Here is a 13,571-nt window from a genome sequence, read left to right as displayed (position 1 = left end):
GCCGAACGTGCCCTTCCAGCACTGGTGGTAGCCGCTGTCGGACGGCTCGGATTCTTCCGCCGCGGACGTGTCGAAGGCCGCCGCCCCGGGACGTGGTGTCCGGGGCGGCGGCCTTCGTGGTGGGGCTTAGAAGACCGGCTGGCCGGCGCGGACCAGGCGCCAGGAGTTGGTGAAGAAGTCGGCCGGGTCGATGACGCCCTTGGCCTTCACCCAGGCGATCATCGTGTTGCGGATCTCGTCGGAGTTCGCCCAGACCGCCTTGGCGGTCGCGACGTGCGGGAAGTTGCCGCCGCCGTTGGCGCGGTAGTTGTTGACCGCGAGGACGAACTGGGCGGCCGGGTCGATCGGCTTGCCCTGGTAGGACAGGTTGACGATCCGGCTGCCCTTCGGCTGCGAGACGTCGATGTCGTAGCTCAGGCCGTAGATCGAGTCGTAGTTGTAGTCCGGGGTGTCCTCGGCGTTGGTCAGGGTGTCCTTGTTGACCGGGGCGCCCGCGGCGAGCTGGTTGAAGTACTTGGCCGAGAACTCCAGGTAGTCCTTGAGCTGGGCGCCCGTCAGGATGCGGGCCTCCAGGGTGTTCTCGTAGATGTACAGGCCGGCCGCGTCGCGCAGCTTGACCTGGCCGGCCGGGATCATCGCGGTGCGGTTGAACGGCGCGGCCTGCGCGAGCACCGGCAGGTTGGCGTACTGCCCGCCCGCCAGCGCCGCCTTCACCGCGTCGGCCTGCACCTTGCCGATCAGGTCGACGATGGGGGTCGACTTGAACCGGGCGTCGGCGATCGACAGCTCGATCTTGCTGGTGCCGATGTTCTGGTTGACGTACGCCACGACCTTCTTGTGCTGGTCGGTGATGGCGTTCGAGATCTCCGGGTTCTCCGGCACGGTGTTGGAGTTCAGCACGCGCGAGGAGACCGACAGCACCTTCCAGGCGCCGTCGACGAGCTCGACCTCGAAGTCGAAGCAGCTCAGGCGCTGGCCCCAGCACAGCGGCTCGGACAGCACGACCGTCTTGCCGGTCTTCTTGTTGACGATGAGGCGCTGCGGCACCTCCTTGTGGGTGTGGCCGACGAGCACCGCGTCGATGTCCGGGACCTTCTCGGCCATCTCGCCGGAGGCGTCCTCGGGCCAGGGGAGCTGGTCGCCGTAGGTGGTGGCCTCGTCGATGCCGGAGTGGGCGGAGACGACGATGACGTCCGCGCCCGCGGCCTTCATCCGGGGCACGTACTTCGCGGCGGTCTCGACGATGCCCGGGAAGACCATCTGGCCGCTGACGTTGGCCTTGTCCCAGATCGCGATGCCCGGGTTGGTGAGGCCGAGGATGCCGACCTTGATCGGGGTGTCCTCGTCCAGCCACACCTCCTTGATCACGTACGGCTTGAAGGCGGGCTTCTCGTTCTTCGCGTGCAGGGCGTTGGCGCCGAGCAGCGGGAACTCCAGCTGGTCCTCGAAGGCCTTCACGGTCGGGATGCCGTAGTTGAACTCGTGGTTGCCGAGCGCGGCGGCGTCGTAGCCCATGAGGTTCATGGCGACGGCCATCGGGTGGTCCGGCACGTTGTCGCCGTCGGTGGCGATCGGCTCGACCCGGGCGTAGTAGTAGGTGAGCTGGGTGCCCTGGATGATGTCGCCGGAGTCGATCAGCAGGCAGCGGTCCCAGCCCTTCTCCTCGCGGACCTGGTTGGCCAGCGTGGAGATCCTGGCGAGGCCCACCGCGTTGTGCGCCTTGTCGACGTACTCGGCGTCGGTGAAGTAGTCCCAGTTGAGCACCCGGCCGTGCAGGTCGGTGGTGCCCATGACGGTGAAGGCCTGCTTGCGGTCTTCGCCGCGGTGCTTGGTGCCCTTGGCCTGCGCGGTGTCCGGCTCGGCGGCCGCGGCGGCGGGGGCGGCGGCGAAGGCGGTGCCGCCGGCCAGGGCGGCACCGGCGGCGGTGGCGGCGGACCGGGTGACGAAGTCACGGCGGTTCAGGGACATCGACGACTCTCCCGAGTGGGGGGACTTGCTGGCGAATGGACCGTCAACCGGGCCCGGTGTGGCGTGAAACCCCCGTGCAACTCCGTACAACCCCGTTTGACGCGCGTAGAAGGACGCGCGTAGAAGTGTGCCGTGCGCGCGGGCGGTTGGATAGCCCTCCGACGTTTCCAACAGGTGAGATCTTGGCGACTCGTTCGTGACGTGAGTGCACGGGGCCTGCGAGTGGTAAAGGCGGAAATCAGCCGAGTTGTGCGCTCAGCAGCCCCACCTCGCGCGCGAGTTCGGCCTCCGGATCCGGACCGTCCGCGCCCGCCCACGGCTGCCACGTGCGGGCCCGCAGGTAGCCGGCCACGGCCAGCGGCAGGCCGTCCCGCACGATCCGCCGCCCGGCCGCCGGGCCCGGCCCGGCGGCGCGCAGCGCCTCCAGCAGGCCGTCCACCCGGGCGGCGGGCGGCAGCGGGACGGCCCGCAGGTAGGCGACCAGGGCGTCCAGCTCGGGGTGCTCCGGCGGGTCGTCCTTCGGCCCGGGCGCGAGCAGCGCGCCCGCCGCGTACAGGCCCGCCACCACCCCCGGCCACCACGCCCCGCCCAGGCCCGCGAAGTGCAGCCCCAGCCCGATCGCGCCGCCCGCGCAGCCGACCAGGTTCCGGCCCGACTCCAGGTACTTCAAGGCCTGCCGGCCGGGCCCGTCACTGGTAGCCACGGATCTCCTCGAACACGCCGTCCAGCGAGCTCGTCCCGTCGAAGAGCTTGCCGCCGCTCTCGTCCGCGATCCCCTGCAGCTGGCTCACCGCCGCCTCGCCGAACTTGATCGGGAAGACCGGGATCGCCTTCGGCCCGGCCGCCAGCGCGTCGTGGAACTTCTTGAAGTCCCCGTCCGTGGCGCCCTCGTTGCTCTCCCCGTCCGTCATCAGCACGATCGAGGTGAACCGGTCGTCCCCGGCCGCCTTCTGCTGCCGGTCGATCACCCGGTACGCCTCCTCCAGCGCGTCGTACAGCGCCGTGCCGCCGTCGGCCGACAAGGACTGCACGTCCGCGTTGATCGACCCCAGCTCCGCCTCGGGCCCCGGCCGGCTGCCGGAGGCCGGCACCGCGTGCGTCTTCGTCCACTTCACCTTGGACGCGAAGGAGATCAGCGTGACCTCCTCGCGGTCCCGGAAGCGGCTCACCCCGCGGGTGTCGTCGGTGCCGGTCAGGCGGCCGAGCGCGGACTTCAGCGACGTGATCCGCGAGCCCTCCATCGAACCGGAGGTGTCCAGCACGTACACCGTCCGGGACGGGCGGCGCAGCTCGTTCTGGTACGAGGACAGCAGCCCGTCCGCGACGGCCCGGGTGCCCGGGAACGGCAGCTCCCGGCGGCGGTCGGACGGCAACGACGGCGCGGCCGCGGCCCCCGGGGTCACCGGGCGGCGCAGCGTCACCTCGGAGATGCGTTTCTGCACGTCCGGCGTCAGCAGGTACTGCGTGAGCCGCTGGAACGAGTCGCGCTCGCTCTGGGCACTGGACGACAGCAGCGACAGCGGGTAGTCCGCCGACACCACGCCGTCCACCGGGCGCACGACCGTCAGCTGCCGGTCCGCCGGCAGCGTCTTGTTCATCGACAGCAGCACCGACTCGTAGTTGACCAGCGCCCCCACCTTGCCCGGCTCCGCCCGGGTGTACGCCTGCGCCAGCCAGCCCGACGAGCCCGAGGTCAGCTTCTGGCCGGTGAAGAACTTCTTCAGCGACGGCGTCGCCTTCTGCACGTCCTCCTCGGTCAGCGCCGCCCCCGCCCCCGAGAACGCCGACGCCACCGCGACCAGCGTCGAGAAGCCCGAATTCGACCGGGACGGATCGGACATCCCGTACGACAGCTTCCCGGCCGACGCCGCGTCCCCGATCTGCGCCCAGGTGACCTTCGAACCGTCCCCCCAGCCCAGGTCGCCCAGGACGGAGGAGCGCACGCCGACCGCCACCGGGGAGACCATGACCGGGGTCTCGGACAGGAGCTTCGACCGTCCGTTGCCGTCCAGGCGCAGGTACTGGTTCGACGGGAACCACACCGCGTCGTACTTGCCGTCCGCCTTGCCCGAGGACACGGCGTCGGCGCCGTCGAGCGAGCCCGTCCACGCGAACTGGACCGTCACCCCGGTGGCCTTCTTCGCGTCCTCCAGGATCGGCGCCATGTCCTGCAGCTCGCTGCCCGCCAGGATCCGCAGCACACCCGGGCGCGCGGTGGGCGCGGGAGCGTCCGTGGCGTTGGGGGACGGGTCGGGCTTCGGCGCCGAGGACGTGCAGGCCGTCGCCACGAGGAGCGCCACGGCGGAGGCGGCCAGGCGCCACGTCGTACGGACGGTACGGTTGTTCACTGAGCGTTCCCCTTCGCCGCGGCGACCAGTTTCTGCAGGACGTCCTTGGTCGGCACCTGCCACTGCTTCAACTTCGCCGACGAGAGGTCCGGCGCGAACGTCGGCTTCCGGCCGTTCACCTCCTTGGCGAACACGTCCTTGTCGGCCTGCGGGCGGAAGCCGAACTTCGCCTCCAGGCGGCGGAGTTCGGGATCGTCCTGGAGCAGGCCGGCCAGCTTGGCGCCCTTGTCGTCGCGGGCGACCACCGTGTGGTCCGAGTAGATCGTCGAGTCCGGGTACATCACCACCATGTCGCCGGTCGGCACGCCGCTCAGCACGAGCTGCGCGGCCTGCGACTCGTAGGCGAACACCAGCGGGTTGCCGACGCCCGCCAGGAAGTCCTTGAACGGCTCGTCGCTGCTGCTCTTCTGGCCGCCCTGCACGGACGTCGCGGTGCGCAGGACGTCCTTCGAGGCGTCGATCCCCGCCTGGTCGGCCACCGGCTGGTGGCCGTTGAGGAGGTACGACAGCAGGGCGACGTACATCGCGCCCGACGACGAGCTCTGCGGGTCCGTCGTGGTCACGAAGATCCGCCCGGACAGCTCGGGGTGGGCGGTCGCGCCGTTCAGGTCCTGCCACTTCTTGCTGTTCCGCAACGCCTCCAGGTACGCGTCCATCCGGAACGTCACGATGCCCGCGTCCTCGGTCGCCAGGCCGTTCGCCTTCAGCACGGCCGCGACGGCCTCGTGCGTCACGATCACCAGCGGCGAGTAGAACGGCACCAGCGGCGAGTCCTGGAGGCCCCAGATCTTCTGGATGTCCTTCACCGGCGACGTGCTCGCCGGGAAGGCGAAGTCGATGTTCGCCTGGTTCGCCTGGTCGACCATCGTCCACGAACCGGTCGAGTCCGCGTGCACCTCCAGTCCCTGCTTCGCCAACTCGTCCTTGACCTCCTGGTTCTCGAAGAAGGCGCGCTTCTCCGAACCGATCAGGCCGTTCACCTTGACGAGCGGCCCGGGCCCCGGATGCGGATCCGGGTCCGGGATCAGCGCGTACGTCACTCCGCCGAGCAGCACCAAGGCCGCCAGCACCCCCAACGCGCGTCTCATGCCGAACGCTTCCCCCTCATGCTTCCCCCCTCGTCCGTTACGTCCGTTACGTCAACCGGGTGGTCCCCGGGTGACGAGCGTCCCGCCGGGCCGGGAGCGGCGGCCGAAGCGACGGTGAACCGGGGGTGAACTCCCCTTCACGGAATCGCATCGGCCGACCGGGCGGCGAGCACCGCGACCGGGCCCGTCGCACACCGGTCCGAGGATGTGTCAGATTGTTCAACTCGCCGTCCGGCAAAGGTCATCCCGAGGCCCGGACCCACGTCGGTGTTACGCGCCGGTAATGCCTACGCTCAGCAGTATGCGCCGAGCAAAAATCGTCTGTACCCTCGGGCCCGCCACCGACTCGTACGACCAGATCAAGGCCCTGGTCGACGCCGGGATGGACATCGCCCGCTTCAACCTCAGCCACGGCTCCCACATCGAACACGAGGAGCGCTACCGCCGCGTCCGCAAGGCCGCCGACGAGACCGGCCGCAGCGTCGGCGTCCTCGTCGACCTCCAAGGCCCGAAGATCCGCCTCGACACCTTCGCCCACGGGCCCGTACTCCTCGAACGCGGCGACGAGTTCACGATCTCCACCGACGACGGCGTCGTGGGGGACAAGGACATCTGCGGCACCACCTACAAGGGCCTCGCCGGCGACGTCTCGCGCGGCGAGCGCATCCTCGTCGACGACGGCCGCGTCACCCTGGAGGTCACCGAGGTCGACGGGCCGCACGTGCGGTGCATCGTCATCGAAGGCGGCCTCGTCTCCGACCACAAGGGCCTCAACCTCCCCGGCGTCGCCGTCTCCGTCCCCGCGCTCAGCGACAAGGACGTCGCCGACCTGCGGTGGGGCCTGCGGACCGGCGCCGACCTCGTCGCGCTCTCCTTCGTCCGCAGCGGGCGCGACATCCTCGACGTCCACCGGATCATGGCCGAGGAGGGGCGGTTCGTCCCGGTCATCGCCAAGATCGAGAAGCCGCAGGCGGTCGAGAACCTGGAAGCCATCGTCGACGCCTTCGACGGCGTCATGGTGGCCCGCGGCGACCTGGGCGTGGAGATGCCCCTCGAACAGGTCCCGCTCGTCCAGAAGCGCGCCGTCAAGCTCGCCAAGCGCAACGCCAAGCCGGTCATCGTCGCCACCCAGATGCTCGACTCGATGATCAACGCCTCCCGGCCCACCCGCGCCGAGGCCTCCGACGTCGCCAACGCCGTCCTGGACGGGACGGACGCGGTGATGCTCTCCGGCGAGACCTCGGTGGGCAAGTACCCCGTCGAGACCGTCAAGACCATGGGCCGCATCATCGAGGCCGCCGAGAACGACATCCTGGCGGCAGGCCTGCCGCCCTTGACCATCGGCAGCAAACCGCGCACCCAGGGCGGCGCCGTCGCCCGCGCGGCCGCCGAGATCGGCGACTTCCTGCACGCCAAGTACCTCATCGCCTTCACCCAGTCCGGCGACACCGCGCGTCGCTTGACCCGCTACCGCTCGCCCATCCCCGTCCTCGCCTTCACCTACGAACCCGCCGTCCGCAGCCAACTCGCCCTCACCTGGGGCGTCGAGACCTTCCTCGGCCCCTTCGCCCCGACCACCGACCAGATGGTCGAACAGGTCGACGCCGCCCTGCTGTCCCTGGGCCGCTGCCAGAAGGGCGACATCGTCATCATCACCGCCGGCTCCCCGCCCGGCCTCGCCGGCTCCACCAACCTCGTCCGCGTCCACCACGTGGGCACCCTGGACGTCTGAGCCCCCACTTCGGCGCGGCCCTTCGTGCGGAAGGGCCGCGCCGCCGTCAGTACTTGGGGCCGATGTGGGCGTCCATGAGGGCGACGTCGTCCTTGCGGGCGATGGAGATGTTGACCTGGCCCGTCGGGCGGGGGATTGAGGCCTTCCACTCGACGCCGACGGCGTCGAGTGTGGCGGTGAAGAGGCCGATGATGTCGGCCGAGGTGTTGGTGAAGAAGTACCGGGGGTACTCGTAGCGCTTCTGGACACCACCTACCGTCCGGGTCACCCAGTTGGTGATGCGGCAGCCGTCGGAGTGGATGAGGCCGCGCAGGAACTCCCAGGGGTGCTCGTCGACGATCTCCTGCTGCCAGGGCTCCAGGGCTATGGTGCGCTCGTGCTTCTTGCCCGGGCCGTGTTGGGGGAAGTGGCAGGTCAAGTGATTCGAGTAGATCTTGACGTCATGGCAACCAGTGCGCCGCACACGGCAGGGCTTGTTGTTGGGAAGGACCAGGCGCATGGCCTGCTCGACCGAGTTGATGATGCCGGGCCACTTGTCGTCGCAAGTGATCTGGAGGCTCTGGGTTCTGCGGTACTCGTTGGGCAGCAGGATGTGGCCATCGCCGAGATAGAGGCCCAGCAAATAGCTGTAGGCGGGGCGGTCGAGCTCGCTGCCGTAGCAGCGGGGACAGGTGGAGCGCTTTCGGCCGGGAAGCTTGTGCTGCTTGGCCAGATCCCGGTGCTTCCACCAGGAAACCGTGCCCTTCGGGACGCCGAGGCGGCGGGCCACTTCGGCATTGCTGATGCCGCGGCGAAGGAGATGGACTGCCTGTTCGCGCACGGAGAGAGTCGTCATGTACGTCAGGTTGAGGCGGGTCACGCCGGAGGGTGAGCGCCTTGGATGCGATCCACCAGATGAGGTGAATTTCCCGCAACCTGGGAATATGAGGAGAATTCCAGTGCCGAGTGTGGGATTCGAACCCACACGCCCTTTCGGACAATCGCTTTTGAGGCGATCGTGTCTGCCCTTCCACCAACCCGGCAAGTTCGCGCCCGTGAAGGATACCCCGTGAGCGCTGCTGGGCGCAGCTAGGTACCCTCGTGCATGCAGTACCCCGCCGGAACGAGGAGCCACGTGAGCGCCGCCGACGAGCAGGCACAGCCGCTTGAGACCGATATGCCCCAGATCACTCGGATTGTGATCGCCGAGGACGAGGCGTTGATCCGTCTTGATCTCAAGGAGATGCTCGAAGAGGAGGGTTACACCGTCGTCGGCGAGGCCGGGGACGGGGCCACGGCGGTGCGGCTGGTGGAGGAGTTGAAGCCGGATCTGGCGATCTTCGATGTGAAGATGCCGGTCCTGGACGGGCTCTCCGCAGCGGAGCAGATCCATGAGAAGCACCTGGCTCCGGTGCTGATGCTGACCGCGTTCTCGCAGCGGGAGCTGGTGGACCGGGCGCGGGACGCCGGGGCGATGGCGTACATCGTGAAGCCGTTCTCCAAGGCGGACCTGGTGCCGGCGATCGAGATGGCCGTTTCGCGGTACGCGGAGATGCGCACGCTGGAGCAGGAGATCGCGGACCTCTCGCAGCGCCTGGAGACCCGGAAGCTGGTGGACCGGGCGAAGAGCGTGCTGCAGACGAAGTTCGGGCTGAACGAGCCGGCTGCCTTCCGGTGGATCCAGAAGACGTCGATGGACCGCCGCATGACGATGGCCGCCGTCGCCGAGGCGGTCATCGAGGAGGGCGAGGCCCAGGACCGCAAGAAGGCGGACGAGGGCAAGCCCGCCGAGTAGGACGGCTTGGCGAAGGGCCCGGCAGATCGTTTCTGCCGGGCCCTTCGCCGTGTGCGGGGATCAGTCCTCGCCGAGGTACGCCTTGCGCACGGACTCGTTGTGCAGGAGGTCGGCGCCGGTGCCGCTGAGGACGATGCGGCCGGTCTCCATGACGTAGCCGCGGTCGGACAGCGAGAGCGCCGCCTGGGCGTTCTGTTCGACGAGGAGGATCGTCGTGCCGCTCGACTTGAGTTCGACGATCGTCGCCATGATCTTCTGCATCATCAGCGGCGACAGGCCCATCGACGGCTCGTCGAGCATCAGCAGCTTGGGCTGGGACATCAGCGCCCGGCCCATCGCGAGCATCTGCTGTTCGCCGCCGGACAGGGTGCCGGCGGCCTGCTTGCGGCGCTCGCCGAGGATCGGGAACAGGGTGTAGGCCCGTTCCACGTCAGCGGTGATGCCGGCGGTGTCGCTGCGCAGGAAGGCGCCGAGGAGGAGGTTCTCCTCGATGGTCATGCGCGGGAAGATGTGCCGGCCCTCGGGGGAGTGGGCGAGGCCGAGGGCGACGATCTTGTGGGCGGGGACGCTCGCGAGATCCCGGCCCTCGAAGGTGATCCGGCCGGTGGTGGGTCTGAGCAGGCCGGAGAGGGTGCGCAGGGTGGTGGTCTTGCCGGCGCCGTTGGTGCCGATGAGGGTGGTGACCTCGCCCTGGTTGACGGTGAAGCTGATGCCCTTGACGGCTTCGATCTTGCCGTAGGAGACGCGGAGGTCCTCGACCTCCAGGAGCGCGGTCACTTGGTGTCCTCCGGTGTTGCGGTGGTGCTGTCCTCCAGCGGGGCGCCGAGGTAGGCGGTGATGACGCGCTCGTCGTTCTGGACGGTCTCGCGGTCGCCCTCGACGATCTTCTGGCCCTGGACGAGCACGGCGGTGCGGTCGCAGAGGTTGAAGATGAACCGCATGTCGTGCTCGATGACGAGGATGGAGATGCCCTTGTCGCGGATGGCGAAGACGAGTTCCTCGGCGGCGCGGGTCTCCTGGGGGTTCATGCCGGCGGTGGGTTCGTCGAGCAGGAGGAGGCCGGGGTCGGAGGCGAGGGCGCGGGCGATCTCCAGCTTGCGCTGCTCGCCGTAGGGGAGGTTCCGCGCGAGGTGGTCGGCCTTCTCGGCGAGTCCGGTGAACGCGAGGAGTTCCATGGCCCGTTCGCGGCTCTCGGCTTCGGCGCGCTTGTACCCGGGGCCGCGGAGGATGGCGGAGAAGAGGCCTTCCTTGGTGCGGGTGTGGCGGCCGACGAGGACGTTCTCCAGGACGGTCATGTTGGCGAAGAGCCGGATGTTCTGGAAGGTGCGGGCGATGCCGGCCTGGGTGACGAGGTGGGGTTTGGGCGGCAGGACGGTGCCCCGGTAGCGGACCTGGCCCTCGGTGGGGACGTAGAGGCCGGTGAGGCAGTTGAAGAAGGTGGTCTTGCCGGCGCCGTTGGGGCCGATGAGGCCGATGATCTCGCCCTCGCCGACGGTGAGGGAGACGTCGTTGACGGCGGTGAGGCCGCCGAAGCGCATGGTGACGCCGGTGACGTCGAGGATCGGCTCGGTGGACTTCGGTGCGTCGGCGGGGGGCGTATCGGTGGTGGTCATCGGGTCGGTCACGCCCCTGCCTTGGTGAGTGCGGTCGGCTCGCCCGTGGGCTGGGCCGGGATGGCGGCCTCGTGGAACTCGAGCTGCTGCCGCCGGTTGGGGATGAGGCCTTCGGGGCGGACGCGCATGAGGACGATGAGGGCGGCGCCGAAGGCGAGGAGCTGGTAGTCGGAGAGGAATTCGAGCTTCTTCGGGATGAGGAAGAGGAGGGTGGCGCCGGCGAGGGGTCCGCTGATGGTGCCCATGCCGCCGAGGATGACGGCGGCGAGGAGGAAGGCGGAGTTGGGCGGGAGGGCCTCGGCGAAGGTGTACTGGTCGGGCGTCACGGTGTAGCTGACGTGGGCCTGGACGGTGCCGGCGAGGCCGGCGAGGCAGGCGCCGAGGGCGAAGGCGAGGAGCTTGAGGCGGAAGCCGTTGATGCCCATGGCCTCGGCGGCGGTCTCGTCCTCGCGGATGGCGACCCACGCGCGCCCGATGCGGGAGTTGCCGACGCGCGCGAAGACGAGCACGACGAGGGCCGTGACGAGCAGCATCAGCAGGTAGTAGTTGGAGAACCGGCCGAGTTCGAAGCTGCCGACGGTGTGCGACTTGCCGAGGTTGAAGCCGAGGATCTCCAGGTCGGGGATGCGGGGGATGCCGTTGGCGCCGTTGGTGACGTTGGGGCCGGTGGTGCCGTTGAGGCTCTGCATGCTGATGCGGAAGATCTCGCCGAAGCCGAGGGTGACGATGGCGAGGTAGTCGCCGCGCAGCCGCAGGGTGGGGGCGCCGATCAGGACGCCGAAGACCATGGAGGCGGCGGCGCCGGTGAGCATAGCGGCCCAGAACGGGAACTGGACGTGGACGGGCGAGGCGGGGGAGCCGGAGACCAGGGCGGCGGCGTAGGCGCCGACGCCGAGGAAGGCGACGTACCCGAGGTCGAGCAGGCCGGCCAGGCCGACGACGATGTTGAGGCCGAGGGCGACGGTGGCGAAGATCAGGATGTTGGTGGCGACCGAGGTGTACTGGTCGCTGCTCTGGGTGAACGGGAAGCTGGCTGCGGCGGCGAAGGCGGCGCCGGTGGTGACCGGGCGGTACTTGACGGTCAGTGCGCGCAGCCGGCCCAGCAGGCCGGACCTGGCGAGCGCGGCGAGGGTGGGGCCGGCGAGCAGCAGGTAGCCGATGAAGAGTTCGCCGTACTCGGTGTCGATGCCGAAGGTGATCGCGTACAGGCCGATTCCGAAGGCCAGGACGATGAGCAGGACCTCGACCCAGGAGGGGAGTTGGCGCGGCGCGGGCAGCGGCCGGTCGATCTTCCCGAGGCGCAGCCAGGTGTTGGCGAGGTGGCCGAGCTGGATGAGGAGAACGGCGCCGGCGGCGATGGCGAGGGCGCCGGACAGGGCGGTCATCACCGGGGCGACGGGGTGGTCGGCGGGGATGGCGTGGGCGCCGATCCAGCCGATGGGGGCGACGGGGACGAGCAGGAAGAGCCGCCGGTCGAGGATTTTCAGGGGGACGGCGGTGCGCCGGTCGAGGGGGAGGCCGAGGGCGCCGAGGACGCCGAGGAGGCCGCCGGCGGCGAGGACCCAGCCGCCGGGTTCGAGGTTGGCGAGGCCGCCGAGTTCGACGGAGATGGCCGTGACGGAGTAGGCGGCGACGGCGAGGGCGCCGGTGGCGGCGTACAGGACGGCGTTGTTGCTGCGGTTGGGGGCGGCCCAGCGAAGGCCGGGGGTGCCGTGGCCGGCGAGCAGCAGGGCGAGGCCGAGGACGCCGGCGACGAGGGCGAGCCACTGGAGGCCGGCGGGGGAGCCCGCGTAGGTGAGGTCGCCGGGGAAGTCGCTGGTCCAGGTCCAGGGCATGGCGGCGGAGGCGGCGGTGGCGAGGGCGCCGAGGCCGGTGAGGGCCGTGGCGGCGCGGGCGGGCAGGGGGATGACCGGGGTGGTCTCGGTGCTGGTGGTGGTCATGGTGGTCACGCCCTGTCCGCGACGCGCTCGCCGAGCAGGCCTTGTGGCCGGACGAGGAGCACGAGGATGAGGAGTACGAAGGCCCAGACGTCCTTCCAGGCGCCGCCTCCGAAGAGGTGCATGCCGGGCAGGTGCTGGATGTAGCCGGTGGCGAGGGTTTCGGCGAGGCCGAGGGCGAGGCCGCCGAGCATGGCGCCGTAGATGTTGCCGATGCCGCCGAGGACGGCGGCGGTGAAGGCCTTGAGGCCGAGGATGAAGCCCATGCGGAAGTCGACCTGGCCGGTGCGCAGTCCGTAGGCGACGGCGGCGACGGCGGCGAACGCGGCGCCGATGGCGAAGGCCATGACGATGATGCGGTCGGTGTCGATGCCCATGAGCTTGGCGGTGTCGGGGTCCTGGCTGGTGGCCTGCATGGCGCGGCCGGAGCGGGTGCGGGTGACGAACCAGCCGAGGGCGAGCATGCAGAGCGGGGCCGCGGCGATGAGGAAGAGGTCGCTGGGCTGGATGGTGACGGAGCCGAGGCTGAGCGGGTCGCCGGGGATCTTGGGGAAGACGCGGGCCTTCTTGGCGTCCGGGTAGAAGGAGAAGACGAGCTGCTGGAGGAGGATGGAGAGCCCGATGGCGGTGATGAGGGGCGCGAGGCGGGGTGCGCTCCGCAGGGGCCGGTAGGCGAAGCGTTCGGCGGCGACGGCGGTGAGGGTGGAGACCAGGACGCCGGCGATCAGCATCAGCGGTAGGGCCAGCCACATGGTGGTGCCGCCCGGGAGGGCGAGGTAGGCGGTCAGGGCGCCGAAGCCGCCGACCATGACGATCTCGCCGTGGGCGAAGTTGATGAGCTGGACGATGCCGTAGACCATCGTGTAGCCGATCGCGACGAGCCCGTAGAGGGCTCCGAGGATCAGGCCGTTGGCCAGCTGCTGCGGTAGGTCGTGCACCGCTGGGCCTCCGTTGTGCGTTCGGGTGTCCGCGTGGGGTGGGTGGATGTGGGCGCGGGCGGGGGGGAAGCGGGCGGCCCCCCCCGGGGGGGGGGGGGGGTGGTCGGGGGGGGGCCGGCCGGGCCGGGGGTGGAAGCGTGCGTAGGGTGGGCCCGGGGGACGGCGGGTGTGGG

Annotated in this window: 11 protein-coding genes and 1 tRNA gene; 2 read left to right on the top strand and 10 right to left on the bottom strand. The window is 69.9% G+C overall.

Going from position 1 to position 13,571, the window contains the following annotated elements; translation table 11 throughout:
- Nucleotides 1-126: 126 nt before the first annotated feature.
- The 4 genes from ACFXDE_RS10375 to ACFXDE_RS10360 all read right to left on the bottom strand — a co-directional run bounded on the left by ACFXDE_RS10375 (nucleotide 127) and on the right by ACFXDE_RS10360 (nucleotide 5,404).
- Nucleotides 127-1,968, bottom strand: coding sequence for a bifunctional metallophosphatase/5'-nucleotidase (locus ACFXDE_RS10375; RefSeq protein WP_380492795.1), 1,842 nt, complete (start codon nucleotides 1,966-1,968; stop codon nucleotides 127-129).
- A gap of 238 nt (nucleotides 1,969-2,206) precedes the next feature.
- Nucleotides 2,207-2,671 carry a hypothetical protein gene (locus tag ACFXDE_RS10370; protein WP_380492793.1) on the bottom strand — a complete coding sequence of 155 codons (465 nt, stop codon included), beginning with the start codon at nucleotides 2,669-2,671 and terminating at the stop codon, nucleotides 2,207-2,209.
- Complete coding sequence (locus tag ACFXDE_RS10365; RefSeq protein ID WP_380492791.1) at nucleotides 2,658-4,316, bottom strand: extracellular solute-binding protein; 1,659 nt, start codon at nucleotides 4,314-4,316, stop codon at nucleotides 2,658-2,660. Before ACFXDE_RS10365 ends, ACFXDE_RS10370 begins: the two co-directional genes overlap by 14 nt.
- Nucleotides 4,313-5,404, bottom strand: a complete 1,092-nt coding sequence (locus tag ACFXDE_RS10360; protein WP_380492789.1) for a hypothetical protein — start codon at nucleotides 5,402-5,404, stop codon at nucleotides 4,313-4,315. Before ACFXDE_RS10360 ends, ACFXDE_RS10365 begins: the two co-directional genes overlap by 4 nt.
- Nucleotides 5,405-5,705: 301 nt before the next feature.
- On the opposite strand from ACFXDE_RS10360, the gene pyk reads away from it, so the two are divergent.
- The gene (gene pyk, locus ACFXDE_RS10355; protein WP_380440491.1) at nucleotides 5,706-7,136 is read left to right on the top strand and encodes a pyruvate kinase; all 1,431 of its coding nucleotides are present in this window, start codon (nucleotides 5,706-5,708) and stop codon (nucleotides 7,134-7,136) included.
- Nucleotides 7,137-7,182: 46 nt separating this feature from the next.
- Here pyk and ACFXDE_RS10350 read toward each other — a convergent pair whose 3' ends face one another.
- Both ACFXDE_RS10350 and ACFXDE_RS10345 read right to left on the bottom strand, forming a co-directional pair.
- Complete coding sequence (locus tag ACFXDE_RS10350) at nucleotides 7,183-7,971, bottom strand: helix-turn-helix domain-containing protein (RefSeq protein ID WP_380492787.1); 789 nt, start codon at nucleotides 7,969-7,971, stop codon at nucleotides 7,183-7,185.
- A 104-nt stretch (nucleotides 7,972-8,075) separates the two neighbouring features.
- A tRNA-Leu gene (locus tag ACFXDE_RS10345) sits at nucleotides 8,076-8,158 on the bottom strand.
- A gap of 134 nt (nucleotides 8,159-8,292) precedes the next feature.
- On the opposite strand from ACFXDE_RS10345, the gene ACFXDE_RS10340 reads away from it, so the two are divergent.
- Nucleotides 8,293-8,910, top strand: a complete 618-nt coding sequence (locus ACFXDE_RS10340; protein WP_380440485.1) for an ANTAR domain-containing response regulator — start codon at nucleotides 8,293-8,295, stop codon at nucleotides 8,908-8,910.
- Nucleotides 8,911-8,970: 60 nt separating this feature from the next.
- Here ACFXDE_RS10340 and ACFXDE_RS10335 read toward each other — a convergent pair whose 3' ends face one another.
- From ACFXDE_RS10335 to ACFXDE_RS10320, 4 genes are read right to left on the bottom strand one after another with little or no spacing between them, the layout of a single operon-like run.
- Complete coding sequence (locus ACFXDE_RS10335; protein WP_380492785.1) at nucleotides 8,971-9,687, bottom strand: ABC transporter ATP-binding protein; 717 nt, start codon at nucleotides 9,685-9,687, stop codon at nucleotides 8,971-8,973.
- Entirely contained in the window at nucleotides 9,684-10,523 is an 840-nt protein-coding gene (locus tag ACFXDE_RS10330) for an ABC transporter ATP-binding protein (RefSeq protein WP_380440602.1), read from the bottom strand. Before ACFXDE_RS10330 ends, ACFXDE_RS10335 begins: the two co-directional genes overlap by 4 nt.
- An 8-nt stretch (nucleotides 10,524-10,531) precedes the next feature.
- Nucleotides 10,532-12,472 carry a branched-chain amino acid ABC transporter permease gene (locus tag ACFXDE_RS10325; protein WP_380492783.1) on the bottom strand — a complete coding sequence of 647 codons (1,941 nt, stop codon included), beginning with the start codon at nucleotides 12,470-12,472 and terminating at the stop codon, nucleotides 10,532-10,534.
- On the bottom strand, nucleotides 12,469-13,398 hold the full coding sequence (locus tag ACFXDE_RS10320; RefSeq protein ID WP_380492781.1) for a branched-chain amino acid ABC transporter permease: 930 nt from the start codon (nucleotides 13,396-13,398) through the stop codon (nucleotides 12,469-12,471). Before ACFXDE_RS10320 ends, ACFXDE_RS10325 begins: the two co-directional genes overlap by 4 nt.
- Nucleotides 13,399-13,571: the final 173 nt, after the last annotated feature.

The organism is Kitasatospora sp. NPDC059408 (assembly GCF_042751525.1).
Lineage (GTDB): Bacteria > Actinomycetota > Actinomycetes > Streptomycetales > Streptomycetaceae > Kitasatospora.
This window is presented reverse-complemented; position numbering and strand designations above follow the sequence as displayed.